We start from the raw sequence: 23,891 nt of genomic DNA, 5'->3' as shown, positions 1-23,891 counted from the left end.
ATCCCGGCCCGCGCTCCGCGGGGTGGGGTTAACCCCCCTGCGGAGACGCGGGACCACCGCAGTGCACAGGGCCCTGTGCACAGGCGACTGTGTACGTATGGCACAGGAACCCGGCACATCCGAGCAGGCGCGGACCTCCGGTGACGCGGTCGAGCGGACCGCCGCCGACACGGCCTCGGCCCCTTCTCCGGCTTCGGCCCTGCCTTCTCCTCCGGCCCCGCCTTCTCCTCCGGCCCCGGCCCCCGAGGAGCTGAGCGATCTCCGCGTCCTGAAAGCGCTCGCGCAGCCGCGGCGGCAGCAGGTGTTGCAGCACCTCATCGTGCACGGCCCGGCGACCTCGGCGACACTCGCCAGGGCCCTCGGCCTCAACACCGGAGCCACCAGCTACCACCTGCGTGAACTCGCCCGCTACGGTTTCGTCGAGGAGACACGCGACGGCGGTCCCGGAGGATCGGCCCCTGGGCCGGGCCATGGCCGCGAGCGCTGGTGGCGGGCCGTCCCCGGCGATCGGCGCTTTCCGCCGCCCAGTCGGCAGAGCCCTGAGACGCGGCTCGTCATCGACGAGCTCAACCGCCAGTCGTACGCGGCCGACCTGGACCTCTTCGAGCAGGCGCGGCGGGACAGCGGGGCTGGGCCCGATGAGTGGGCCGACGCGTTCCCGTTCTCTCGGGGCACGGTCCGGCTGAACCTCGCCGAACTCCATGAGTTCTTCGAGGAGTACATCGCGCTGCTCAACCGCTACAAGCGGCCCGACCGCGACACCCCTGCCGACGCGCGCACCGTGCTCACGCGCTTCCTGGCCTTCCCCGCGCCCCGCGACAACAGCAAAGAGACGGACACCCCATGATGCTGCGCTACGCCCTGCAGACGGTCCGGGACCGGAAGGGTGGATTCCTGGGCGCGTTCCTCGCCTTGATGTGCGCCGCCGCGCTCATCACCGCCTGCGGCACGCTCCTGGAGACCGGGCTGCGCGGCACTGTGCGGACCGAGCGTTACGCCGCTGCGCCGGTGATCGTCTCCGCCGACCAGAACGTCCACCAGACCACGGTCAAGCACAAGAAGGGCAAGACCAAGGTCAAGCACAAGGCGAAACCGATCGCCGAACGCGCGTGGCTGTCGTCACAAGACATCGGCAACCGCCTCAAGGAGGCTCCGGGGGTCGGCGCGATCGTGCCCGAACTGACCTTCCTTGCCCAGCCCTTGATCCAACGCGGGACGTCCGGCGACGGAAGCGACGCGGACCGGCCCTCGTATGGACACGCCTGGGAGTCCGCCGCGCTCACGCCCTTCCGGCTCGTCGAGGGACGCGCGCCGCGCCATGCCGACGATCTCGTCATCGACCGGCACCTCGCCGAGCGCGCCGGGCTGACGCCCGGCGACCGTCTCACGGTCCAGTCGACACAGAGCCCCCGCAGCTACCGCATCACCGGTGTCGCCGCCCCCGAGCACGGCCCGCTCGACCACCAGACCTCGCTCTTCTTCTCCTCCGGAGAGGCCGAGCGGCTCGCGGCGCACTCGGGCAAGGTCACCGCCTTCGGTGTCGTGCCGAACGAGGGCACCAGCGTCGCCGACCTCGAGAAGTCCGTCGAGGAAGCGCTCGAAGGGACGACCGCGCAGGTCAGTGCGGGCGACGACCGGGGACCGGTCGAATTCCTCGACGCGGCGGGCGCCCGCGTCAAACTCGTCAGCATGGGCGGCGCCATGGGAGGCACGTCCTTGCTCGTCGCCGTCCTCGTGGTGGTCGGCACCTTCACGCTCTCCGTCCAGCAGCGCCACCGTGAACTGGCCCTGCTACGTGCCGTCGCCGCGACGCCGCAGCAGATCCGCAGGCTCCTCGGGCGTGAAGCGCTGCTCATCGGCGCCGTGGCGGGTGGCATCGGCGCTCTTGCCGGGATTCCGCTCGGCGGCTGGCTGCACGGACGGCTCGTGGACAGGGGCGCCGTGCCCGCCACCCTCGAACGTGCCCTCAGCGCTTTCCCGCCCCTCGTCGCCGTCGGCGTCACTCTGCTCGGCGCCCTGGCCGCGGCACGCATCGCCGGGCGCAGGATCGCCCGCATCCGCCCCGCCGAGGCCCTGACCGAAGCGCGCGTCGAGCGCACCCGGCTCGGCCGGAGCCGTCTCGTCGCCGGTCTCGCCCTGCTCATCGGCGGCATCGTCCTGATCGCCGTGCTGAGCAAGCTGCGTACCGAAGCCGCCTCCACGCCGGTGACGTTCCTCGCCGTAGTGGTCCTCGCCTGCGCCATCGCCGCGCTCGGCCCGCTCGTCGTCCGCGCGGCGGCCGCCCTCCTGCGCGGGCCGCTCCGGCTCTCCGGCCCCGGTGGCAAGCTCGCGCACGCCAACCTTCGCGGCAACGCGGCCCGGATGGCCGCCGCCGTCACCCCTCTCGCCCTCCTCACCGGCATGACCTGCACCGTCCTCTTCGTCCAGCCCACCCTCGGTGACGCTGCCCGGGCCCAGGCCCGCGACGGCATCCGTGCGGACTGGGTGCTCGCCGCGCAGGGCCCCGGCGTCCCGGAGCGGGCCGCGCGGCAGTTGCGCAGGGCCGAGGGCGTCGAGGCCGTCACGGAGGTGGTCCGCACCACCGTCCGCGTGGGGCTCGACAAATATCCCGCGCAGGGTGTCACCCCGGCAGGGCTCACCCGGACCTGGGACCCGGACGTCACCGCCGGAACCCTGAAGGGCTTCGACGGCAACAGCGCGGCCGTCAGCGAACTCGCCGCCGACCAGCTCGGACTGCGGCCCGGCAGCACGCTCGAACTCACCCTCGGGGACGGGACGAAGGCTGCGCTGACCGTCCGTGCTGTGTACGCACGCGGGCTCGGGTTCGGCGACGTGACCATGGCGCACCACCGAGTCGCCCGCCACGTCGACAACCCGCTCGCCGCCACGGTCCTCATCAAGAGCGACCGTACGAAGGAACAACTCGCGGCCGAGGTCGGGAAGTTCCCGGCATCCGGGCTCGAATTTCTCGCTCCGGAGGCGTTCGACGGCCTGGAGGCCAAGCGTCAGCGGGCCAACGCCGAGGTGAACCACTTGGCCATGGGTCTCGTCCTCGCCTTCACCGCAATCGCGGTGGTCAACACCCTCGCGATGTCGGTCTCCGAGCGTGTCCGGGAGTTCGCGATGCTGCGGCTCGCGGGCGCCACGCGGCGGCAGGTGCTGCGCATGCTGCGCACCGAGGCGTTGGCCGTCCTGTTCATCGGCACGGCACTCGGCAGTGGGGTGGCGCTGGCCGTCCTGACCGCCTTCAGCGTGGGCCTGACCGGCAGCGCGGCGCCGACGGTGGCCCCGCTGGTCTACGTCTCCGTGGTCGCCGTGGCCGGCCTCCTGGCCCTGACCGCCACCGCCCTGCCGGGCCGCGCCGCGCTCAGGCCGCTCCCGGTCAGCGTGGCGACGGCCAAGGAGTAGGGGGCCGGGGCGTAAGAGGCGGTACGCAATGGTGGGCGCCCCTTACCGAGGGGCGCCCACCCGGGTGTTCACACCGTGACCGGGAGCCGCTTCACACCGTGACCGGGAGCCCTGCCGCGCGCCAGGCCTGGAAACCACCGTCGAGGTCGGTCGCGTACCGCAGTCCCAGCTGCCGCAGTGAGGCCGCCGCGAGGCTCGACGCGTACCCCTCGTTGCAGATCACGACGGTGCGCAGGTCGTGGCCGGTGGCCTCGGGGGCCCGGTGGCTGCCCTGGGGATCGAGACGCCACTCCAGTTCATTGCGTTCGACGACCAGCGCCCCGGGGATCAGCCCGTCGCGCTCCCGCAGGGCCGCGTAACGGATGTCGACGAGGAGGCCGCCGGACCCGCCGATCTCGTACGCCTCGTGCGGGGTCACGCGGTCCAGGTCGAGCCGTACGCGTTCGAGCAGCTCGTCGATACCGGTCGGCCGCCCGCTCACTGCCAGTCCTCCGGACGCTCCACGGACTCCAGGCGGAGGACGTCGCCGGTGCGGCTGTAGCGGCGGATGCGCGGCAGGGGAGGGTAGTAGGCGTGCACGGACACGGCGTGCTCGGACGGGGACTCGTTCAGCACTTCGTGCACGTGGTTGCGGCCGAAGGCGCGGCCCTCGCCGGCCGTGAGCAGCCGTGCCCGGTCGACGCCGTCCGAGAGCTCCAGGGTCTTCCAGCCGTCGGTGGGCAGCCGGGCGGCGAGGGAGTTCTCCTTGAGGGCGCCCGCCGCAGTGAGGAAGGCGCCGACCGACTCGGCGTGGTCGTGCCAACCGGTCCCGGTGCCCGGCGGCCAGCCGATCAGCCAGGCCTCGCTGCCGCCGGGGCCGTCGAGACGCACCCAGGTGCGGCCCTCCGGGTCGAGCGGCAGGGAGGTGATGAGTGCGGTGTCGGCGGCGGTGCGGCGGACGAAGTCGAGGAGTTCGGCGGAGGTGGGGCCGGCCGAGCGCGCGGACGCGGGCACGGCGGAGGAGGGTGCGGAGGAAGACACGGATACCGTCCTGAAGGTTCGCTGAGGGGCGCGCGAGCCGACCGGAAGGCGGGGCTCAGCGCGCGGGAGCAAGTGGCGAAGTCAGAGGGACGGATGACACACGCAGCCCGCATAGCGGACGAGGTCCATATGGACCCTCCGCCACAGGCGCACATCGGTGTCGGTCACGGTGCGGAGTAGACCATGGAGGGGGAGAGCGGTCAACTCCCGCCCAGCATCCGGTCGGTCCGCGCTTCAGCACGGCTTGTCGCGCTCCCGCGCTGTCCGCCTCACCCCTGCACTGTCCGCCATGCTTCTGCGGCGCGCTCCGGCACGCCGCGCTGTCCGCCACGCTCCCGCAGCGCACTCCCGCACGCCGAGCTGTCCGTGGCACCCGTGCACTGACCGCCACACGCCGCGCTGCCCGCCGCCCGCAGCGCACTCCGCCCGCAGCGCAAGCCGCACGCCGCGGTGCCCGCCGCCCGCAGGCGCACTCCGCACGCCGCGCTGTCCGCACCGCCCCGCGCTGCCCGCCGCCCGCGGCGCTCTCCCGCACGCCCCCTCACTCGGCCCGCCGCACCGCCCCCGCCGCATTCTCCGGCTCCCCGGAGTCGGGCTTCCCCGCCGAGCCGGATGGCTCCCCACGGCCGGCCTGCCCCGCCGAGTCCGACCGCTCCCCGGCCCCGGGCGGCCCCGCCGAGCCGGACGGGTCTCCGGGACCGGACCGCTCCTCCGCCCCGGTCGGCTCGGCCGCCCCAGAAGGCTCCGCCGAGCCCGACCGCTCACCCCCACCCCGTTCGGCTCGCTCGCCCCGGTCACCCCGCCCCGCCAGGTCCCGACGCTCCGCCCCGCCGGGCGTCTCGCCCCCCGTGCCCTTGGAGTCGGGCGTCTCCCGAGCCGCAGGTGTCGTCCCGCCCACCGCTGCCTGCGCGGCCGCGTACAGCTCGGCCGGGCGTACCCCGGCCAGGGCGGTCACCAGGTGGCCGTCGGGGCGTACGAGCAGGACCGCGTGCGCTGGCGCCCCGGGATAGCTCTCCGCCACCAGCAGCTCGGCGCGGTGAGGCAGTGCCGTGACCGCGGCGGCGAGCCTCGGCATGAGGCCGGCGGACATCCAGTGGCGGCGCTCCCACACCCCGGTGCCGGGGGCGACGAGAACGACGAGCAGGCGGCCGAGCCCGAGTCGCTCCCGCAGCTGGACGAAGGTGCCGTCGGGCGCTGTCACCCGCACGTCGGTCACCGGCATGCCCGGCTCGGTGGCCACCACGATCTCGGACTCGGAGGGCGGGGGCGCCAGCGGGGAATCCGCGTACGACGCGGGCGCGCCGAGCGGACCGCGCCCCACGTGGCCGTCCGTGAGCAGCGCGTCGTGACCGCGCGCGGCCCCCGGCACCAACGAGCGCAGGCCCTTGCCGCCGCGCAGCACCGGCAGCGACTGGTCGGCGGCGCGCAGCCGCGCGGTCACGCGGGCCCGCCGCTCGGCCTGATAGCTGTCGAGCAGTGTGTCGTGGGCCCCGTGGTGCCAGGCCACGGCCAGTTTCCACGCGAGGTTGTCCGCGTCCCGCAGCCCCTCGTCGAGCCCCTGGGTGCCGAGCGCGCCGAGCAGATGCGCGGCGTCACCGGCGAGGAAGGCACGGCCGACCCGCCACCGCCGGGCCAGGCGGTGGTGGACGGTGTGCACGCCCGTGTCGAGGAGTTCGTACGGCGGTGTGGCGCCTCCGCACCAGCCCGCGAGGGTCGCGCGGATGCGCTGCACGAGGGCCTCGGGGGTCACGAGGTCGCCGCGCGGCGGAAGCAGCCAGTCGAGCCGCCACACCCCCTCAGCGAGCGGGCGGCCCGTCACTTCCGGGCCCCCGCCGCGCCACGGAGGCATCCGATGCAACAACGCCTCGCCCGGCCACGGAAGTTCCGTGCGCAGCGCCGCCACGGCGTGTCGCTCCACCGCCGTGCGCCCCGGGAAGCGGATGTCGAGCAGTTTGCGCACCGTCGAGCGGGACCCGTCGCAGCCCGCCAGATAGCTGCCGCGCCACCAGGTGGCCTTGGGTCCGCGCGTGTGGGCGGTCACTCCGGAGGCGTCCTGCTCCAAGGAGTCGAGCTTGCTGTCCACCGCGACCGTGATGAGCCGCTCACCGGCGATGGCCTCGCGCAGCGCCCCGGTGAGGACGTGCTGGGGCAGATGCAGGGGGGCGGGCATCTCGTCGTCGAACGAGATTTCGCGCGTCACCTGTTTGCGTCGTACGGAGCGCCAGCGCGTCCAGCGCGCACCCAGTTCGAGGCCGCCCAGCGAGTGGCCCGCGAGGCGTTCCACGAAGGCGGCGGTGTCCTCGCGCAGGACGGCCGTGCGGGCGAGGCGCTGGTCGTCCTTGCCGGGCCCTTCGTCCAGGACGACGGTGGGCACCGAGTGGCGGGCGAGCGCCAGGGCGAGCGCGAGCCCTACGGGGCCCGCGCCGACGACGATCACCGGGTCCACGGCGCGCACCCTCCGGCCCGACGGGCTCCGAGGTTCCGGGCTGCCCGGACGCGCTGGACGTACGTACTGGAACTGACAGTTGGAGCCCGGTGCACGATCACAGAACGTATGCAACCCATTGCCGCTGCTTGCGTCAAGTGACGATGGCAATGGTGTGCACCGGGAAGCGGCAGCGTGGCGGGTGCCGGCGGGGGCGGTCGGGCCCGGACGGACGAAGGGGGCGGCCCAAGGGCCGCCCCCCACACTCACCTGCGCCTACGGCGCATCAGTTCGATTTGCCCACCGGTCCGTCGGAGTCACCGCGCGGCTCGCCGGTGTCGCCCTCCGGTCCCTTGGGGCCTTCCGCTGCCTTGGGGCCTTCGGCCTCACGCGCCGGCGCGGCCAAGGGCGCGTCACCGGTCTCACCCGCGGCGGCGGCCGGAGCGGGCACCGCGGCCGGGTCGAGGACGCCGGGCGCCTCGGCGGGCTCGGCGGCGGCGGCCACCGCGATGCCGGTCTTGGTGCGCCGTCCGCGCTTCTCGATCCAGGTGGCGAGGGCGGAGAGGGCCAGACACATCGCCACGTAGATCGTGCCGACGACCATGATCACCGGGACGTAGATGTACTGGCCGTTCACCAGGGTGGTGTTGGCCAGCTGCCGGCCCGCGTACAGCAGCTCCGAGTACGTGATGATGTAGCCGAGGGAGGTGTCCTTCAGCGTGACCACCAGCTGGCTGATGATCGTCGGCAGCATCGACCTGACGGCCTGCGGCAGCAGCAGCATCGTCATCACCTGGGACTTGCGCAGTCCCAGGGCGTAGGCGGCCTCGACCTGTCCGCGCGGGACGGCGTTGAAGCCCGCGCGCAGCACCTCGGCCTGCACCGCGCCGTTGTAGACGGCGAGACCGAGGACGAGGGCCCAGAAGCCGTTGTTCTCGCCGATGGCGCCCAGGTCGCCCTTGTAGGTCAGGAAGAGCACCCAGAGGGCGTAGATCGTGATCAGCAGCGGGATGGCGCGGAACAGCTCGATGAACCCGGTGGCCAGCCAGCGGACCGGACGGTGGTCCGACGCGCGGGCGACCGCGAGCAGCACACCGAGCACCAGGGACAGCACGCCGGCGAGCGCGAAGACCTTCAGCGTCGTCAGGATGCCGTCGCGGATGGTCTCCCGGACGTTGGAGTAGTTGAAGGTGTTCCAGACCTCGGACTCGAAGTGGCCCCGGTCGGCGAGCCGCATGACTACGACGACGGCGAGGCCGATGATCGCGGCCGTGCCGATGACGGAGTAGATGCGGTTGCGCATCCGGGCCTTGGGACCCGGAGCGTCGTAGAGAACGCTGGAGCTCATCGTGCGACCTCCAGGCTCCGCTCGAGCAGCCGGAAGAGTCCGCTGATGGTGAACGTGATCACGAGGTAGCCGAGCGCCACCCACAGGAACAGCCACGCGATGGCGAAGCCCTGGTCACTGAGGACCTTCTGCCACCCGAAGAGTTCCGTCACGCTGAACGCTCCCGCGATGGCGGAGTTCTTCGTCAGCGCGATGAAGATGCTGCTCAGCGGCGGCAGTACGGTGCGCACCGCCTGGGGCAGCACGATCGAGCCGAGGGTCTGGAAGAACGTCATGCCGATCGAGCGGGCGGCCTCCGCCTGCCCGAGCGGCACGGTGTTGATGCCGGACCGCACGGCCTCGCAGACGAACGACGAGGTGTAGACGCTGAGCACGATCAGCGCCTTGGTCCACGGGTCGAAGCCGAAGTCGAAGACCTGCGGCACCGCGAACCAGATGGTCAGGAAGAGCAGCGTCAGTGGCGTGTTCCGGAACAGGGTGACCCAGGCGGCGCCGAAGAACCGCAGCGGCGGGACCGGCGAGACGCGGAAACCGGCGAGCACGACGCCGAGGAGCAGCGCGAGCACGCTGCTGGCCACGGTCAGCCAGACCGTGCCTATGAAACCCTCGCGGAATTCCGCCAGATGGTCGAGCAGTACATTCACGGGGATGTCCTCGTGGGCGGCAGTGGTCGGGCAGGGGGCGCCGGCCCCCGTACGCACCGCGATGCGCACGGGGAGCCGGTCGACTCACTGCCGGGGAGTGGAACGGAAGGTCGGTGCTCAGTAGCGCTCGAGGGCCGGCGGCTCGGTGAACTCCGAACCCGAGAGGCCGAGCGTCGCGTCGTACGCCTTCTTGTAGTCACCGTTCTTCTGGTGCGCCTCGACGGCGTCCGCCACGGCGTCACGCAGAGCCTTGTCGTTCTTGCTCATGCCGATGCCGTACGGCTCCTTGGTGAAGGGCTTGCCGACGACCTTCAGGGCCTTCGGCTGCTGCGCGGCGTAGCCCTTGAGGATGGCGTCGTCCGTGGTGACGGCGTCGACCTCCTTGTTGATGAGCTGCTGCACGCACTCGGAGTACTTGGCGAGCTCGACGGTCTCGGCGCCGTACTTCGACTTCTTGATCTCCTGCAGCGGAGTGGAGCCGACGATCGAGCAGACCTTCTTGCCCTTGACCGAGTCGGGACCGGTGATGTCCTTCTCATCCTCACGGACGAGGAGGTCGGCGCCCGCGACGAGGTACGGACCGGCGAAACCGACCTGCTTCTTGCGCTCGTCGTTGATCGTGTACGTACCGACGTACAGGTCGACGTCGCCCTTGGAGATGGTGGTCTCGCGGACGCCGGAGTCGATCGTCTTGAACTCGATCTGGTCGGGCTTGAAGCCGAGGTCGGCCGCGACCATCTTGGCGATCTCGATGTCGAAGCCGGAGCGCTTGCCGGCGCTGTCCTTGAAGCCCAGGTACGGCTGGTCGTCCTTGGCGCCGATGACGATCTTGCCGGCCTTCTGGGCCTTCTTCAGCACCGCCGAGTCGACCTTGACGCCCGACTTCACGTCGTACGTGGGGAGCTTGGGCGCGTTCTTGCCGCCGGTCGGGTCCTTCGGCTTGTCGCCGGCCGTGCCCTCCTCGCCACCACAGGCCGTGGCGGTCAGCGACAGAGCGGCGACAACGGCAGCGGCGGCTGCGGTCTTGCGGAACTTCATGGTGAACATCCTTTGCTTCGGCTGGTGGTGAGTGGACGCGGTGGCCAATGGGGTGCCGTAAGCGTCAGTGCTTGAGGATCTTCGACAGGAAGTCCTTCGCCCGGTCGCTGCGCGGGTTGCTGAAGAACTGGTCCGGCACGGCCTCTTCGACGATCCGCCCGTCCGCCATGAAGACGACACGGTTGGCGGCGGAGCGCGCGAAGCCCATCTCGTGGGTGACGACGATCATCGTCATGCCGTCGCGGGCGAGCTGCTGCATGACCTCGAGGACCTCGTTGATCATCTCCGGGTCGAGCGCCGACGTGGGCTCGTCGAAGAGCATCACCTTGGGGTCCATCGCCAGCGCGCGGGCGATGGCCACGCGCTGCTGCTGGCCGCCGGAGAGCTGCGCGGGGTACTTGTCGGCCTGGGCGGCGACGCCCACGCGGTCCAGCAGGCGGCGCGCCTTCTCCTCGGCCTCCGCCTTGCCGGTCTTGCGCACCTTGGTCTGGCCCAGCGTCACGTTCTCCAGCACGGTCTTGTGCGCGAAGAGGTTGAACGACTGGAAGACCATGCCCACGTCCGCACGGAGCCGGGCCAGCTCCTTGCCCTCCTGGGGCAGCGGCTTGCCGTCGATCGAGATGTCTCCCGAGTCGATCGTCTCCAGGCGGTTGATGGCGCGGCACAGGGTCGACTTTCCGGAGCCGGAGGGGCCGATCACCACGACGACCTCGCCACGGGCGATGGTCAGGTCGATGTCCTGGAGGACGTGCAAAGCGCCGAAGTGCTTGTTGACGTTCTTCAGCACGACCAGGTCGTCCGCCCCGGGCGGTATGGCGTCCTTGGTCACCGATACTTCGGTCACGGCTTGTTGCTCCATCCTCCTCGGTTGGGAGGACAGTAATAACCCAGTGCGACCAGCGTCATTACATCTGAGGGGAAATTGAGCATAACGATCCGGCCGCAACCGGACACACCGTGTGAAGAGGGTCCCGGGCGTGCGTACCGGCTCGATAACGGAACGTGTCCGTGACCCGATCCCTCTTGACGCGGTCCTGATGGATCGGCGTGGATGCCTTGGTGCGCACGCGCGATTACCGGCCATGGTGGAACGACGGATGAACTGGAGGGGGCCCGTATGCGACTGCTTCTCGTGGAGGACGACGACCACGTGGCCGCCGCCCTGTCCGCGATCCTGGCCCGGCACGGCTTCGACGTCGTGCACGCCCGCAACGGCGAGGAGGCCCTGCAGGCCCTCCTGCCCGCGGAGGCGCCTCCCTTCGGAGTGGTGCTCCTCGACCTGGGCCTGCCCGACCAGGACGGCTACGAGGTCTGCGGAAAGATCCGCAAGCGCGGCTCGACCCCGGTGATCATGGTGACGGCCCGCTCGGACGTACGCTCGCGCATACACGGCCTCAACCTCGGGGCCGACGATTACGTGGTGAAGCCGTACGACACGGGGGAGCTCATCGCCCGTATCCACGCGGTCATCCGGCGGCCCGCCCCCGGCGGCGCCACGGAGACCGGCGGCGACAGCAAGCTGAAGCTCGGCCCCGTGCACATCGAACTCCCCACCCGCCAGGTCAGCGTGGACGGCTCGGTCATCCAGCTGACCCGCAAGGAGTTCGACCTGCTCGCCCTCCTCGCCCAGCGCCCCGGAGTGGTGTTCCGCCGCGAGCAGATCATCAGCGAGGTCTGGCGCACCAGCTGGGAAGGCACCGGCCGCACGCTGGAGGTGCACGTCGCCTCCCTGCGCTCCAAGCTGCACATGCCGGCCCTGATCGAGACGGTGCGCGGCGTCGGCTACCGGCTCGTCGCCCCGGCCACGTAGCCGGAGCGGGCACAGGTGCGCTCCCGTCTCCTCCCGCTGCTGATCGTCCTCATGGCGGGCGTCCTGCTCGCGCTCGGTTTCCCGCTCGCCCTCAGCGTCGCCGCGGCGCAGCAGCAGAAGGTGGTCGTCGACCGCATCGACGACACGGCGCGCTTCGCCTCGCTCGCCCAGTTCGTCACCGAACGCCCCTCGGTCGGCTCACGCGTGCGTGGCGCCACCGACGAGCGCCGCGAGACGCTGCAGAAGGAACTCGACGACTACTACGAGGTCTACGGGATCAGGGCGGGCGTCTTCTACCGCGACGACGGCCCCATGGCCAGCGCCCCGGCCTCCTGGTACCTGCCCGCCGAGGGCGAGGTCCGCGAGGCCTTCCAGGAGGCGCTGCGCTCCCGCGGCAGCCACGACCCCGGGCAGGTGTGGCCCTGGCAGCGCGGTCGCCTCGCCGTCGCGTCCCCGGTGATCAGGGACGGGGACGTCGTCGCCGTCGTCGTCACGGACTCGCCGACGGGCCGCATGCGCTCCAAGACGCTGTACGGCTGGCTGCTCATCGGCGCGGGCGAGTCGGCGGCCATGCTCCTGGCGGTCGGCGCGGCCCTGCGGCTCACCGGCTGGGTGCTGCGGCCGGTGCGCGTCCTCGACGCCACCACGCACGACATCGCGACGGGACGGCTCAAGTCACGTGTCGCCGCCACGGGCGGACCGCCGGAACTCAGACGCCTCGCCCACTCGTTCAACGAGATGGCCGACCACGTCCAGGACGTGCTCGAACAGCAGCGCGCCTTCGTCGCCGACGCCTCGCACCAACTGCGCAACCCGCTCTCCGCCCTGCTGCTGCGCATCGAACTGCTCGCCCTCGAACTGCCCGAGGGCAACGAGGAGATCGCCTCGGTCCGCACCGAGGGCAAGCGCCTGGCCCAGGTCCTGGACGACCTGCTCGACCTGGCGCTCGCCGAGCACGCCGCGCCCGACCTGCGCCTCACCGACGTCGGCGCCCTGACGGCCGAGCGGGTCGCGTCCTGGCGGCCGCTCGCCGACGAGCGGGGTGTGCGGCTGAAGGGCGCATGCCCCGCCACCACCGCCTGGGCCGACCCGGTCGCGCTCTCCAGCGCACTGGACGCGGTGATCGACAACGCCCTGAAGTTCACGCCCGAGGGCGGGTCGGTCCAGGTGACCGTCGAGTCGAGCAACGGGACGACGACCGTCGTGGTCGGCGACGAGGGACCCGGCCTGACCGAGGACGAACTCGCGCGCGTGGGCGACCGCTTCTGGCGCAGCAACCGCCACCAGAACGTCAAGGGCTCCGGCCTCGGCCTGTCCATCTCCCGGGCCCTGCTCGCGGCGGGCGGCGGCACCATCGACTACGAGCGCAATGAACCGCACGGTTTGAAGGTGACCGTCGGCCTGCCCCGCAGCGAGCCCGCCACGGGCTCCTGACGGCCCTCTCGGCGTCTCAGGGCTTGACGGAGCGGTAGTACTCGCGGGCCCCCTCGTGGAGCGGCAGGGGGTCCGTGAAGAGGGCCGTGCGCAGATCCACGAGCTGCGCCGCGTGCACCTTGTCGCCGATGTGGTCGCGGCTGTCGATGATGGTCCGGGTCAGACCGGAGGTGAGGTCGTCGTCGGCCCGGTCCGTGGTGACCAGGAGGTTCGCCACCGCCAGGGTGGGCACGGCGGAGCCCTGCTGGGCGAAGGGGTAGGCGTCGGCCGGCATGGTGGCGGCGCGGTAGTAGCGGGAGGCGCCGCCCTGCTTGTGCAGCTTGTCGACGAGGTGACCGAGCTCGACCAGCCGGACGCCCATCCGCTCCGAGAGCCGGCCCACGGAGACCGTCGGCAGCCCGCCCGACCAGAAGAAGGCGTCGATCTTGTTCCGCTCCAGCAGCTCGGGCATGGTGTCGATGCCCGCGGACACCGGCTCGATGTCCGTGGCCGGGTCGAGCCCCGCGGCGTCGAGCACCCTGTCCGCTATCAGCCGCACGCCCGAGCGGCCCTGGCCCACCGCCACGCGCTTGCCCCGCAGGTCCGCCACGGAGTGGATGTCGGACGAGCGGTCCACCACGAGCTGGACGTAGTCGTCGTAGAGGCGCGCGCAACCGCGCAGGCGATCGGCGCCGGGGGCTTCGTCGAGGCGGTACTTCTCGACGGCGTCGGCTGCCGCGATGGTGTAGTCGGCCTTGCCCGTCGCCACCCGCTCGATGTTCTGCTGCGAACCCTGGCTGTTGCGGAGTTCGACGTCCACATCGGGCATGTCCTGGGAGACCGCGGTGCGCAGCAGCTTGCCGTACTTCTCGTACACGCCGTTCTGCACGCCCGTACTGAACCGCATCCGGCCGCTCGGCGAGTCCTCGCGCACGGGAAGCAGCCACCACAGGAGCAGCCCGAACACCACCAGCGCCGCGGCGGAGGCCTGCAGCGCGCGTCGTCTGCCGATGTGGGGGAGCGCCTGGAGCATGCGCGAGATCCTGCCAGCCCGCTCACCCCGGTGACCAGGGGCGGGGTCACACCGGGCCCCTTCTCGCGGGCGCCCTCGGCCACTCCGGTCGCGATCCCCGGCCACGCGCGCGTGGCGACCCCGTACCCTGGGGGGCGAGATGAGCGCGAAGACTTACGAGGTGCGCACCTACGGGTGCCAGATGAACGTCCATGACTCCGAGCGGCTCTCCGGCCTCCTGGAGGACGCCGGTTACGAGCGTGCGCCGGAAGGGGCCGACGGCGACGCCGACGTCGTCGTCTTCAACACGTGCGCCGTGCGCGAGAACGCCGACAACCGCCTGTACGGCAATCTCGGCCGCCTGGCCCCGATGAAGACCAAGCGTCCGGGGATGCAGATCGCCGTCGGCGGCTGCCTCGCCCAGAAGGACCGCGACACCATCGTCAAGAAGGCGCCCTGGGTCGACGTGGTCTTCGGCACGCACAACATCGGCAAACTGCCGGTGCTCCTGGAGCGCGCCCGCGTCCAGGAAGAGGCGCAGGTCGAGATCGCCGAGTCCCTGGAGGCGTTCCCCTCGACGCTGCCCACGCGCCGTGAGAGCGCGTACGCCGCGTGGGTCTCCATCTCCGTCGGCTGCAACAACACGTGCACCTTCTGCATCGTCCCCGCCCTGCGCGGCAAGGAGAAGGACCGCAGGACCGGCGACATCCTCGCGGAGATCGAGGCCCTCGTCGGCGAAGGCGTCTCCGAGATCACGCTCCTCGGGCAGAACGTGAACGCGTACGGCTCCGACATCGGCGACCGCGAGGCCTTCAGCAAGCTCCTGCGGGCCTGCGGGAAGATCGACGGCCTGGAGCGCGTGCGCTTCACCTCGCCGCACCCGCGCGACTTCACCGACGACGTCATCGCTGCCATGGCCGAGACGCCGAACGTGATGCCGCAGCTCCACATGCCCCTCCAGTCGGGTTCGGACCCCGTCCTGAAGGCGATGCGCCGCTCCTACCGCCAGGAGCGCTTCCTCGGGATCATCGAGAAGGTCCGCGCCGCCATGCCGGACGCGGCGATCTCCACCGACATCATCGTGGGCTTCCCCGGCGAGACCGAGGAGGACTTCGAGCAGACCATGCACGTGGTCCGCGAGGCCCGCTTCGCCAACGCCTTCACCTTCCAGTACTCCAAGCGCCCCGGGACCCCGGCGGCCACCATGGAGGGGCAGATCCCCAAGGAGGTCGTCCAGTCGCGCTACGAGCGTCTGGTGGCCCTCCAGGAGGAGATCTCCTGGGAGGAGAACAAGAAGCAGGTCGGCCGCACCCTGGAGCTGATGGTCGCCGAGGGCGAGGGCCGCAAGGACGGCACCACGCATCGCCTCTCCGGCCGCGCCCCCGACAACCGCCTGGTGCACTTCACCAAGCCGGACACCGAGGTCCGCCCCGGCGACGTCGTGACGGTCGAGATCACCTACGCCGCGCCGCACCACCTGCTCGCCGAGGGCGCCGCGCTGGACGTCCGCCCCACGCGCGCGGGCGACGCCTGGCAGAAGCGCAACACCGAGGCCGCCGCGAAGCCCGCCGGCGTCATGCTGGGCCTGCCGAAGATCGGCGTCCCCGCGCCGCTGCCGGCCGCCGCCGGCAGTGGCTGCGGCTGCGACTGATCCGGGTGCGGTGATCCGGGACCGGTGACCCGTCGGCCGGGGGGTTCCGGTCACGGGTCCGCCTCCACGCGCGCGTGCGGGGAGGGGCGTTACGCTGCGGATCATGCTTGTCGCCGCAGCCGTCTGCCCCTGCCCGCCGTTGCTCGTTCCCGAGGTCGCGTCGGGCGCCGCCCATGAACTGGACTCGGCGCGCTCGGCGTGCACGGACGCCATCGGGGTCCTCGCCGCCGCCCGGCCCGACCTCCTGGTCGTCGTCGGCCCCGCGGGGCCGGAGGGCGACGGCCCGCATCCGCAGGGCGCGCGCGGCTCGTTCCGTGACTTCGGGGTGGACCTGGACGTGAGCCTGGGCCCGGGCCCGGAAGCATCCGCCCCGGACCGCGAGCTGCCTCCGTCCCTCGCCGTGGCCGGCTGGCTGCTCGGGCGTACGGGATGGTCGGCCGCCCCGGTGGAGGGCCTCGGCGTGGGAGAAACACTCACGGCCGAGCGGTGCGTCCAGACCGGGCGGGAGCTCGCCGCACGGGCGGACCGCGTCGCCCTCCTGGTGATGGGCGACGCCAGCGCGTGCCGCACCGTGAAGGCCCCCGGCTACCTCGACGAGCGGGCGGCGGGCTTCGACGCGGAGATCGCGCGGGCCCTCGCCACGGCCGACGTGGCGGCTCTGCGAGCGCTCGACGAGAACCTCGCGCGCGAACTGAAGGCGGCGGGCCGCGCCCCATGGCAGGTCCTCGCCGGCGCCGCCGAGAGCGCGACGCCGAGCGGAGAGCTGCTCCACGAAGACGCGCCTTACGGGGTGGGGTACCTGGTGGCCGCCTGGTCGTAGGGGCCGCTGGGACCGGCCCTGGGAAGCGGTGCGCGCGGCCCCGGCACGCGCCGAGCAACGACGACGGCCGCGAAGCGAGACGCTTCGCGGCCGTTCGCCGATGTGCTCAGGGGCCGACCGGCGGGGCCCTGCGGGAGGAGAGGGCAACGTTCCAGGGCAGTCGGCGGGGCCCTTCAGGAGGCCGGAGAGAGTGATGTCGCGATGCCACCGGCGCCCTGGCCGTCGTCCGGCACGGCGAGGCGGTGGGCGGCTTCCCTCACCTTCCCCGTGCCCGTGCCCGGTCTCCGCGAAGCCCATGTCCGCGCCTTTGCCGACGGCGCTACTTGCGGGCGGCGCCCTCGTCCGCCTCGTTGTCGGCCGCCTCGTCGGCCGACTGCTGCTTCGGGATGTCCACGCCGTCCGCGGGGTCCTCCGTGTCCGCCTCGGCGGGCTCCGAGGCCGCGGTGGCCTCCGTGGCCCTCTCAGCGGCGTCGGCGTCCCCGGCGCGCTCTTCCGGCCCCCCGGCAGGCTTGGCCCCGGGCTCCCCGGGCTCCCCGGGCTCCCCGGAAGAGGGCGGTGCCTCGGCGGAAGCGGCTTCCGTGACCTCCGGCTCGGCCGCAGGCGCGGCAGCGGCCGCTCCGGTGGTTGACTCCTCGTCGCCGCCCTGGCCCTTCCGACGGAAACGTGCAAATACGCCCATATCTACTCCATACGTTACTCGTGTGGGCGAAATCCCCTGCCGCCCGGAGCGTCCCATTGCTTCGCCCGGGCCATCGGTCCTCGAAACCGGCGGCTGGAACCTCGCAACAGGCAACGACCCCGAAGCCGTGCCGTCACGCAACTCGTTCGGGAAGTGGTCGCACGGTTTGCGAGACTGGGGCGGTGAGTAGTGCAGCTCCCGCCCCGCGGGTCATCGCCGTCGTCGGTCCCACCGCGGCAGGAAAGTCCGATCTGGGCGTTTTCCTCGCCCAACGTCTCGGCGGGGAAGTGGTCAACGCCGACTCCATGCAGCTCTACCGGGGGATGGACATCGGCACCGCCAAGCTGACGCCCGAGGAGCGCGGCGGGGTCCCCCACCACCTCCTCGACATCTGGGACGTGACGGAGGCGGCGAGCGTCGCCGAGTACCAGAAGCTGGCCCGCGCGGAGATCGACCGCCTGCTGGCCGCGGGCCGCTGGCCGATCCTGGTCGGCGGTTCGGGGCTCTACGTACGCGGCGCCGTCGACCACCTGGAGTTCCCCGGCACGGATCCCGAGGTGCGGGCCAGGCTGGAGGAGGAGCTGACCCTGCGCGGCCCCGGAGCGCTGCACGCCCGGCTGGCCGCCGCCGACCCGGGAGCGGGCCGCGCGATCCTGCCCAGCAACGGCCGCCGGATCGTGCGCGCCCTCGAGGTCATCGAGATCACGGGCAAGCCCTTCACCGCCAACCTCCCGGGCCACGACTCGGTGTACGACACGGTGCAGATCGGCGTGGACGTGGCCCGCCCCGAACTCGACGAACGCATCGCCACGCGCGTGGACCGCATGTGGGAGGCCGGCCTGGTCGACGAGGTGCGCACGCTGGCCGGACAGGGCCTGCGCGAGGGACGTACGGCGTCGCGGGCGCTGGGCTACCAGCAGGTGCTCGCGGCGCTCGCCGGAGAGTGCACCGAGGACGAGGCGCGCGCCGAGACCGTGCGCGCCACCAAACGCTTCGCGCGGCGCCAGGACTCGTGGTTCCGGAGGGACCCGCGGGTGCACTGGCTGAGCGGCGCCGCGGCCGATCGCGGCCGACTTCCCGGACACGCGATGGCGCTGATCGAACGACCGGTCACAGCCTGATCACGTGATGGCATCGGGACGCTCCGGCGGTCATCCGGCCCCCTGGCGGCGTGCCATCATCGACCATCGATCGACCGGTGGAGTCCGAAGTGGGAGGGCGCGTGGCGATGGAGGCCGGCCCTCGTGACACCGCACATGACGGCGGAGAGCAGCTGAGCCCCGACGGGCCCGACGAGGTTCCCGGCGGCGTGACGGACGACGGCCCCGGCGCGGACGAGATGTCCGCGGAGGCCGAGGTCGAGGTCGAGCTGCGTCCGCAGCGCCGGCTGCGCATCTGGCAGCTCGCGCCCATCGTGATCCTCGCCGCGGTCGGTTCCCTGATGTTCGCCTTCCCGCTGGCCTTCGAGTTCGGCGACGGCGGTGCCGTGGTCGCCATGCTCGGGCTGCTCCTGAGCTGCTGCGCGGCGGGCTGGGGCATGATGGCCGCCCGCCGGGTGGGTTACACGCTGCCGGGCCTGCCCGAGCGCGGCTCGGGCCGCCGCCCGGACTGGCGGGTCGTCTCCGCGTACGCCCTGCTCTTCGTCGGCGCGGCCGTCCTCGCCGTCTGGCGCGTGGCCCGCCTCCGCTGAGTCGGCAGCGGCCCACCGCCCCGCCGCGGTGTCGTACCCACCCCGTACGATCGAGGAATGAGCACGCGGATCGCCTTCCTCAAGGGCCACGGGACCGAGAACGACTTCGTGATCATCCCGGACCCGGACAACGCCGTCGAGCTGTCCCCGGCCGCCGTCACCGCCCTGTGCGACCGGCGCGCGGGCATCGGCGGCGACGGTCTCCTGCACGTCGTCCGGTCCGCCGCCCACCCGGAGGCGCGTCACCTCGCCGACCGGGCCGCATGGTTCATGGACTACCGCAACGGCGACGGCTCGGTCGCCGAGATGTGCGGCAACGGGGTGCGGGTCTTCGCGCGGTACCTCCAGCACGCGGGGCACGTCGGCGAGGGTGATCTGGCGGTGGCCACGCGCGGCGGCGTCAAGACCGTGCACATCGCCAAGGCCGCGTCCGGCGGTGAGATCACCGTCGGCATGGGCAAGGCCCTGCTCCCCGGCGGCGACGTCACGGTCTCGGTCGGGGACCACCAGTGGCCCGCGCGCAACGTGAACATGGGCAATCCGCACGCCGTCGCCTTCGTCGACGACCTCGCCGACGCGGGCAACCTGTACGACCCGCCGCCCTTCAGCCCCGCCTCCGCCTACCCGGACGGGGTGAACGTGGAGTTCGTCGTGGAGCGCGCCCCGCGCCACGTCGCCATGCGCGTGCACGAGCGCGGCGTGGGCGAGACCCGCTCGTGCGGCACGGGCGCGTGCGCCGTGGCCGTGGCGGCCGCCCGCAGGGACGGCGCGGACCCGGCCGTGACGGGCGCCCCGGTCACATACACGGTCGACCTGCCCGGCGGCCGTGTGGTGATCACCGAGCGGCCCGACGGCGAGATCGAGATGACCGGTCCCGCCGTGATCCTCGCGGAAGGCGAGATCATGTCCGAATGGCTCGAAACAGCAACCGCGTGAACTGTCGCTCGAATGGGTGATCCGTTTCACGCTCGGCGAGAGGCGGTCGGCGCCGCGTGATGGGCTCGGTAGCATCAAGCACCGGCCCGGACGGAGTACGCCAGCATCCGCCGACCGCCGGTCGACGCAGCCGGAGGTGCCCATGAGTGCGGAGGCCACGAACCCAGCCACGCCCGGCCCCGTGACGCCCGGGGCCCAGCGCAGGCGCGGCCGGGCCCGTCTCGACCTGCGCAGGCTCGGCAGGGCGGCCCTCCTGGGCTCCACCACCCGGGACCGTCTGCCCGACGCCATCGGCCATGTGGCGGAGGCCCACCGGGCCCACTATCCGGACGCGGACCTGGAGCCGCTGCGCCGCGCCTACGTCCTCGCGGAGTCCTCGCACCGGGGCCAGATGCGCAAGAGCGGTGAGCCGTACATCACACACCCTCTCGCCGTCACGCTGATCCTGGCCCAGCTGGGCGCGGAGATCACGACCCTGACCGCGTCCTTGCTGCACGACACCGTCGAGGACACGGAGGTGACCCTCGACCAGGTGCGCGCCGAGTTCGGCGACGACGTGTGCTATCTCGTGGACGGCGTCACGAAGCTGGAGAAGGTGGACTACGGAGCCGCCGCCGAGCCGGAGACCTTCCGCAAGATGCTGGTCGCCACCGGCAACGACGTACGCGTCATGTCGATCAAGCTGGCCGACCGGCTGCACAACATGCGCACGCTCGGTGTGATGCGCCCCGAGAAGCAGGTCCGCATCGCCAAGGTGACCAGGGACGTGCTCATTCCGCTCGCGGAGCGCCTGGGGGTCCAGGCACTCAAGACCGAGCTGGAGGACCTCGTCTTCGCGATCCTCCACCCGGAGGAGTACGCCGAGGTGAAGGCCATGATCACGGCCAACGCCGAGGCGGAGGCCGACTCCCTCGGCGACATCGCGGGCGAGGTGCGCGGTGTGCTGCGCGACGCGGGCATCGCGGCCGAGGTCCTCATCAGGCCGCGGCACTTCGTCTCCGTCCACCGCGTGCACCGAAAACGCGGCGAACTGCGCGCGTCGGACTACGGCCGCCTCCTCGTCCTCGTGACCGAGGACGCCGACTGCTACGGAGTCCTCGGGGAGCTGCACACCTGCTTCACGCCGGTCGTGTCGGAGTTCAAGGACTTCATCGCCGTACCGAAATTCAACCTCTACCAGTCGCTCCACACCGCCGTGGCCCGCCCGGACGGAGAGGTCGCCGAAGTCCTCATCCGCACACACCAGATGCACCAGGTCGCCGAGGCGGGCGTCGTCGCCCTGCGCCATCCCTATGCCTCGCCCACGGAGGAGTCGGCCGAAGGCGCCGACGACGAGCGCGTGGACCCGACCCGGCCCGGCTGGCTCTCCCGGCTCCTCGACTGGCAGCGGGCGGCGCCCGACTCCGACACCTTCTGGTCGACGCTGCGCGAGGACCTCGCCCAGGACCGCGAGATCGCCGTGTTCCGTCCCGACGGCGGCACACTCGGCCTGCCCGCGGGCGCCAGCTGCGTGGACGCCGCCTACGCCCAGTACGGCGAGGACGCGCACGCCTGCATCGGCGCCCGGGTCAACGGCCGCCTCGCGACGCTCAGCACGGTCCTGCGCGACGGCGACACCGTGCAGCTGCTCATGGGGCAGGACACCGCCTCGGGGCCGTCCCGCGACTGGCTCGACCACGCCCGCACGCCCGCCGCGCGGATCGCCATCCGCCGCTGGCTGAGCACGCATCCGGCGCCCGCCCCCGCGCCCTCCGGACAGACCAGGAAGGCGCCGGTCGCCGCCCCGCGCCCGGAAGCCGCCGAGATCCCGCGCCCCGCGGCCAACGCCGTGGTGGACCGCGAGGGCGCCAGCGTGCGCCTCGCCGGATGCTGTACGCCGGTGCCGCCCGACGCCATCACCGCCTTCGCCGTACGCGGGGGAGCCGTGACCGTCCACCGCGTCGAATGCCCCTCGGTGGAGCGCATGAAAGAAGTGGGGCGCGCGGAGGTCGGCGTGCGCTGGGTGGACACCGCCGAGTGCCGTGTCACGCTGACTGCCGAATCGTTCGGCCGTGCGCATCTGCTCGCCGACCTCACCGAAGCGATCGCCCTGGAGGGGGTGGCGATCGTCTCCGCCACCGTGGAGCCGCCGACCCAGCAGCGCGTGCGGCACACCTACACGCTGCAACTGCCGGACGCCGGGCACCTCCCGGGGCTGATGCGGGCGATGCGCGCGGTGCCGGGGGTGTACGACGTGAGCCGCGCCCAGCATCCGGCGGCAGCGGCCCACTGAAGCGGTCGGCGCCTCGTGGCCCGGCCCTGGCGGCGGACCCGCGCGCGGGTCCGGTCGGTGACTCGTTCGGGTGGCCGGGCGCGCGCCACCACCCGCCGGGGGCGCGCACGCTGATAGCGGTAAGTCCATGCTGCTCACTGCCCGGACCACGGCCGCACGGCCGAAGGCCCTCCGTACACCCCGAGTCGCCGCCGCCCTCGTCACCGCGACCGTCTCCGCCGCCCTCGTCGCGGCGGGCGTCCCCTCGCCGGCCACCCCGCTCGGCATCGGCGACCCGCTCTTCCCGCACCTGGGCAACCCCGGGTACGACGTGACGTCGTACGACATCGCCTTCACCTACCGCGGTGACAACCGCGAGCCACTGGAAGCCGTCACCAAGATCGACGCCCGTGTCACCCAGCCCCTTGAGCGCGTGAACCTGGACTTCACGCACGGCGAGGTCCGCTCCGCCGAGGTCAACGGCGAGGCCGTCCGCTTCGCGAGCAGCGGCGAGGACCTGGTCCTCACGCCGGCCGAGCCGGTCGGGCCCGGCGAGCGGCTGCGGATCACCGTTCGGCACACCAGCGACCCGGTCTCCGGCGGGAAATCCCAGGGCGGCTGGCTCCGCACCGCCGACGGGCTCGCCATGGCCAACCAGGCCGACGCCGCCCACCTGGTCTTCCCCTGCAACGACCACCCCGCCGACAAGGCGATGTTCACCTTCCGGATCACCGCCCCCAAGGGGCTCACCGCCGTCGCCAACGGCCTCCCGGCGGCCGAGCCCCGCCACAACGGCTCCGCCACGACCTGGGCCTACCGCACCCACCACCCCATGGCGACCGAACTGGCCCAGGTGTCGATCGGCCGGTCCACCGTGCTGCACCGCAAGGGCCCGCACGGCCTGCCCGTACGCGACGTCGTCCCCACCAAGGACCGCAAGGCCCTGGAGCGCTGGCTGAAGAAGACGCCCGGCCAGATCGCATGGATGGAGAAGAAGGTCGGGCGGTACCCCTTCGAGGCCTACGGGGTCCTCGTCGCCCCGGCGAAGACCGGCTTCGAGCTGGAGACGCAGACGCTGTCCCTCTTCGAGCAGCAGCTCTTCACCCTGCCCCACATCCCCGAGTGGAGCGTCGACGCGCTCATGGTGCACGAGCTGGCGCACCAGTGGTTCGGCGACAGCGTGAGCCCGCGGACCTGGTCCGACCTCTGGCTCAACGAGGGCCACGCCACCTGGTACGAGGCGCTGTTCACCGAGGAGAGGACACGGCGGTCCCTGGCGGACCGCATGCGCGAGGCCTACCGCAAATCGGACGGCTGGCGTGCCGAGGGCGGGCCGCCCGCGCGGCCGAAGAGGCCCGCCCCCGGCAAGAAGATCAGCCTGTTCCGGCCCGTGGTCTACGACGGCAGCGCCCTGGTGCTCTACGCGCTGCGCCAGGAGATCGGGCACGAGGCCTTCGAGCGCCTGGAGCGCCAGTGGGTCCGCGCCCACCGCGACGGCACCGCGACGACCGCCGACTTCGTGCGGCTCGCCTCCCGGAACGCGGGGCGTGACCTGGGCGGATTCTTCGACGCCTGGCTGTACGGGGAGAAGACGCCGCCCATGCCGGGGCACCCGGACTGGCGTAAGGCGCCCGTGCGCGGGAAGTAGCCGGTCGGGCCGGAGAATAACCCGGATGACGAGACGGGCCGTGCCGTGCAACCATCTTCAGGTCGACGGCGCGGCGGGCCGGTCCGGGCTCAGGGACA

Annotated in this window: 21 protein-coding genes; 11 read left to right on the top strand and 10 right to left on the bottom strand. The window is 72.2% G+C overall.

Annotation, left to right across the window (positions count from 1 at the left end):
• The first annotated feature begins 97 nt into the window (after positions 1–97).
• Both DCW30_RS28230 and DCW30_RS28225 read left to right on the top strand, forming a co-directional pair.
• Complete coding sequence (locus DCW30_RS28230; protein WP_079249976.1) at positions 98–847, top strand: winged helix-turn-helix domain-containing protein; 750 nt, start codon at positions 98–100, stop codon at positions 845–847.
• Complete coding sequence (locus DCW30_RS28225) at positions 844–3,408, top strand: FtsX-like permease family protein (protein WP_076684218.1); 2,565 nt, start codon at positions 844–846, stop codon at positions 3,406–3,408. Before DCW30_RS28230 ends, DCW30_RS28225 begins: the two co-directional genes overlap by 4 nt.
• Positions 3,409–3,499: 91 nt before the next feature.
• Here the strand turns inward: DCW30_RS28225 and DCW30_RS28220 are convergent, their stop codons facing one another.
• The 8 genes from DCW30_RS28220 to DCW30_RS28190 all read right to left on the bottom strand — a co-directional run bounded on the left by DCW30_RS28220 (position 3,500) and on the right by DCW30_RS28190 (position 10,727).
• Positions 3,500–3,895 (bottom strand): rhodanese-like domain-containing protein, encoded by a 396-nt coding sequence (locus DCW30_RS28220; RefSeq protein WP_076688831.1) that lies wholly within the window; start codon positions 3,893–3,895, stop codon positions 3,500–3,502.
• On the bottom strand, positions 3,886–4,428 hold the full coding sequence (locus tag DCW30_RS28215; protein WP_076684217.1) for a cupin domain-containing protein: 543 nt from the start codon (positions 4,426–4,428) through the stop codon (positions 3,886–3,888). The genes DCW30_RS28220 and DCW30_RS28215 overlap by 10 nt, the downstream gene beginning before the upstream one ends.
• An 81-nt stretch (positions 4,429–4,509) precedes the next feature.
• Positions 4,510–4,581 (bottom strand): putative leader peptide, encoded by a 72-nt coding sequence (locus DCW30_RS38145; protein ID WP_335755797.1) that lies wholly within the window; start codon positions 4,579–4,581, stop codon positions 4,510–4,512.
• A 388-nt stretch (positions 4,582–4,969) separates the two neighbouring features.
• Positions 4,970–6,874 (bottom strand): FAD-dependent monooxygenase, encoded by a 1,905-nt coding sequence (locus DCW30_RS28210; RefSeq protein WP_237283380.1) that lies wholly within the window; start codon positions 6,872–6,874, stop codon positions 4,970–4,972.
• Positions 6,875–7,139: 265 nt separating this feature from the next.
• Positions 7,140–8,201, bottom strand: coding sequence for an amino acid ABC transporter permease (locus tag DCW30_RS28205; RefSeq protein ID WP_079249975.1), 1,062 nt, complete (start codon positions 8,199–8,201; stop codon positions 7,140–7,142).
• Positions 8,198–8,845 carry an amino acid ABC transporter permease gene (locus DCW30_RS28200; protein ID WP_062773654.1) on the bottom strand — a complete coding sequence of 216 codons (648 nt, stop codon included), beginning with the start codon at positions 8,843–8,845 and terminating at the stop codon, positions 8,198–8,200. The genes DCW30_RS28205 and DCW30_RS28200 overlap by 4 nt, the downstream gene beginning before the upstream one ends.
• Before the next feature lie 117 nt (positions 8,846–8,962).
• Complete coding sequence (locus DCW30_RS28195) at positions 8,963–9,883, bottom strand: glutamate ABC transporter substrate-binding protein (protein WP_062773657.1); 921 nt, start codon at positions 9,881–9,883, stop codon at positions 8,963–8,965.
• Positions 9,884–9,947: 64 nt separating this feature from the next.
• Positions 9,948–10,727, bottom strand: a complete 780-nt coding sequence (locus DCW30_RS28190; protein ID WP_062773660.1) for an amino acid ABC transporter ATP-binding protein — start codon at positions 10,725–10,727, stop codon at positions 9,948–9,950.
• A 273-nt stretch (positions 10,728–11,000) separates the two neighbouring features.
• On the opposite strand from DCW30_RS28190, the gene DCW30_RS28185 reads away from it, so the two are divergent.
• Positions 11,001–11,693 carry a response regulator transcription factor gene (locus DCW30_RS28185; protein WP_062773663.1) on the top strand — a complete coding sequence of 231 codons (693 nt, stop codon included), beginning with the start codon at positions 11,001–11,003 and terminating at the stop codon, positions 11,691–11,693.
• Between the two features lie 15 nt (positions 11,694–11,708).
• Positions 11,709–13,127, top strand: a complete 1,419-nt coding sequence (locus DCW30_RS28180; RefSeq protein WP_076684216.1) for a sensor histidine kinase — start codon at positions 11,709–11,711, stop codon at positions 13,125–13,127.
• Between the two features lie 16 nt (positions 13,128–13,143).
• On the opposite strand, the gene DCW30_RS28175 is transcribed toward DCW30_RS28180, so the two are convergent.
• Positions 13,144–14,139, bottom strand: coding sequence for a TAXI family TRAP transporter solute-binding subunit (locus DCW30_RS28175; RefSeq protein ID WP_062773669.1), 996 nt, complete (start codon positions 14,137–14,139; stop codon positions 13,144–13,146).
• Positions 14,140–14,278: 139 nt separating this feature from the next.
• Here DCW30_RS28175 and miaB point away from each other — a divergent pair, with 139 nt between their 5' ends.
• Together miaB and DCW30_RS28165 are read left to right on the top strand one after the other, a co-directional pair.
• Positions 14,279–15,769, top strand: coding sequence for a tRNA (N6-isopentenyl adenosine(37)-C2)-methylthiotransferase MiaB (gene miaB, locus DCW30_RS28170; RefSeq protein ID WP_076684215.1), 1,491 nt, complete (start codon positions 14,279–14,281; stop codon positions 15,767–15,769).
• 103 nt (positions 15,770–15,872) lie between these two features.
• Complete coding sequence (locus DCW30_RS28165; RefSeq protein ID WP_076684214.1) at positions 15,873–16,589, top strand: class III extradiol dioxygenase subunit B-like domain-containing protein; 717 nt, start codon at positions 15,873–15,875, stop codon at positions 16,587–16,589.
• Between the two features lie 319 nt (positions 16,590–16,908).
• Here the strand turns inward: DCW30_RS28165 and DCW30_RS28160 are convergent, their stop codons facing one another.
• Positions 16,909–17,268: a hypothetical protein gene (locus DCW30_RS28160; protein WP_076684213.1), complete on the bottom strand. Its 360-nt coding sequence runs from the start codon at positions 17,266–17,268 to the stop codon at positions 16,909–16,911.
• A gap of 182 nt (positions 17,269–17,450) precedes the next feature.
• On the opposite strand from DCW30_RS28160, the gene miaA reads away from it, so the two are divergent.
• The 5 genes from miaA (at position 17,451) to DCW30_RS28135 (ending at position 23,793) form a co-directional block, all read left to right on the top strand.
• Positions 17,451–18,389: a tRNA (adenosine(37)-N6)-dimethylallyltransferase MiaA gene (miaA, locus tag DCW30_RS28155; protein ID WP_076684212.1), complete on the top strand. Its 939-nt coding sequence runs from the start codon at positions 17,451–17,453 to the stop codon at positions 18,387–18,389.
• 107 nt (positions 18,390–18,496) lie between these two features.
• Positions 18,497–18,958, top strand: a complete 462-nt coding sequence (locus DCW30_RS28150; protein ID WP_062773684.1) for a hypothetical protein — start codon at positions 18,497–18,499, stop codon at positions 18,956–18,958.
• Between the two features lie 57 nt (positions 18,959–19,015).
• On the top strand, positions 19,016–19,894 hold the full coding sequence (gene dapF / locus DCW30_RS28145; protein WP_076684211.1) for a diaminopimelate epimerase: 879 nt from the start codon (positions 19,016–19,018) through the stop codon (positions 19,892–19,894).
• A 142-nt stretch (positions 19,895–20,036) separates the two neighbouring features.
• The gene (locus DCW30_RS28140) at positions 20,037–22,166 is read left to right on the top strand and encodes a RelA/SpoT family protein (RefSeq protein WP_076684210.1); all 2,130 of its coding nucleotides are present in this window, start codon (positions 20,037–20,039) and stop codon (positions 22,164–22,166) included.
• A gap of 127 nt (positions 22,167–22,293) precedes the next feature.
• Positions 22,294–23,793, top strand: a complete 1,500-nt coding sequence (locus tag DCW30_RS28135; protein WP_076684209.1) for a M1 family metallopeptidase — start codon at positions 22,294–22,296, stop codon at positions 23,791–23,793.
• Positions 23,794–23,891: the final 98 nt, after the last annotated feature.

Source organism: Streptomyces alfalfae, from assembly GCF_004127445.1.
Lineage (GTDB): Bacteria > Actinomycetota > Actinomycetes > Streptomycetales > Streptomycetaceae > Streptomyces > Streptomyces alfalfae.
This window is presented reverse-complemented; position numbering and strand designations above follow the sequence as displayed.

What these genes read in the sequence shown, in the direction of transcription:
- DCW30_RS28230 (WP_079249976.1), top strand. Translation starts at nt 98, where the DNA reads ATGGCACAGGAACCCGGCACATCCGAGCAGGCGCGGACCTCCGGTGAC.
- DCW30_RS28160 (WP_076684213.1), bottom strand. Translation starts at nt 17,268, where the DNA reads ATGGGCGTATTTGCACGTTTCCGTCGGAAGGGCCAGGGCGGCGACGAG.
- DCW30_RS28185 (WP_062773663.1), top strand. Translation starts at nt 11,001, where the DNA reads ATGCGACTGCTTCTCGTGGAGGACGACGACCACGTGGCCGCCGCCCTG.
- DCW30_RS28195 (WP_062773657.1), bottom strand. Translation starts at nt 9,883, where the DNA reads ATGAAGTTCCGCAAGACCGCAGCCGCCGCTGCCGTTGTCGCCGCTCTG.
- DCW30_RS28205 (WP_079249975.1), bottom strand. Translation starts at nt 8,201, where the DNA reads ATGAGCTCCAGCGTTCTCTACGACGCTCCGGGTCCCAAGGCCCGGATG.
- DCW30_RS28225 (WP_076684218.1), top strand. Translation starts at nt 844, where the DNA reads ATGATGCTGCGCTACGCCCTGCAGACGGTCCGGGACCGGAAGGGTGGA.
- miaB (WP_076684215.1), top strand. Translation starts at nt 14,279, where the DNA reads ATGAGCGCGAAGACTTACGAGGTGCGCACCTACGGGTGCCAGATGAAC.
- DCW30_RS28165 (WP_076684214.1), top strand. Translation starts at nt 15,873, where the DNA reads ATGCTTGTCGCCGCAGCCGTCTGCCCCTGCCCGCCGTTGCTCGTTCCC.
- DCW30_RS28150 (WP_062773684.1), top strand. Translation starts at nt 18,497, where the DNA reads ATGGAGGCCGGCCCTCGTGACACCGCACATGACGGCGGAGAGCAGCTG.
- DCW30_RS28135 (WP_076684209.1), top strand. Translation starts at nt 22,294, where the DNA reads ATGCTGCTCACTGCCCGGACCACGGCCGCACGGCCGAAGGCCCTCCGT.
- dapF (WP_076684211.1), top strand. Translation starts at nt 19,016, where the DNA reads ATGAGCACGCGGATCGCCTTCCTCAAGGGCCACGGGACCGAGAACGAC.
- DCW30_RS28175 (WP_062773669.1), bottom strand. Translation starts at nt 14,139, where the DNA reads ATGCTCCAGGCGCTCCCCCACATCGGCAGACGACGCGCGCTGCAGGCC.
- DCW30_RS28140 (WP_076684210.1), top strand. Translation starts at nt 20,037, where the DNA reads ATGAGTGCGGAGGCCACGAACCCAGCCACGCCCGGCCCCGTGACGCCC.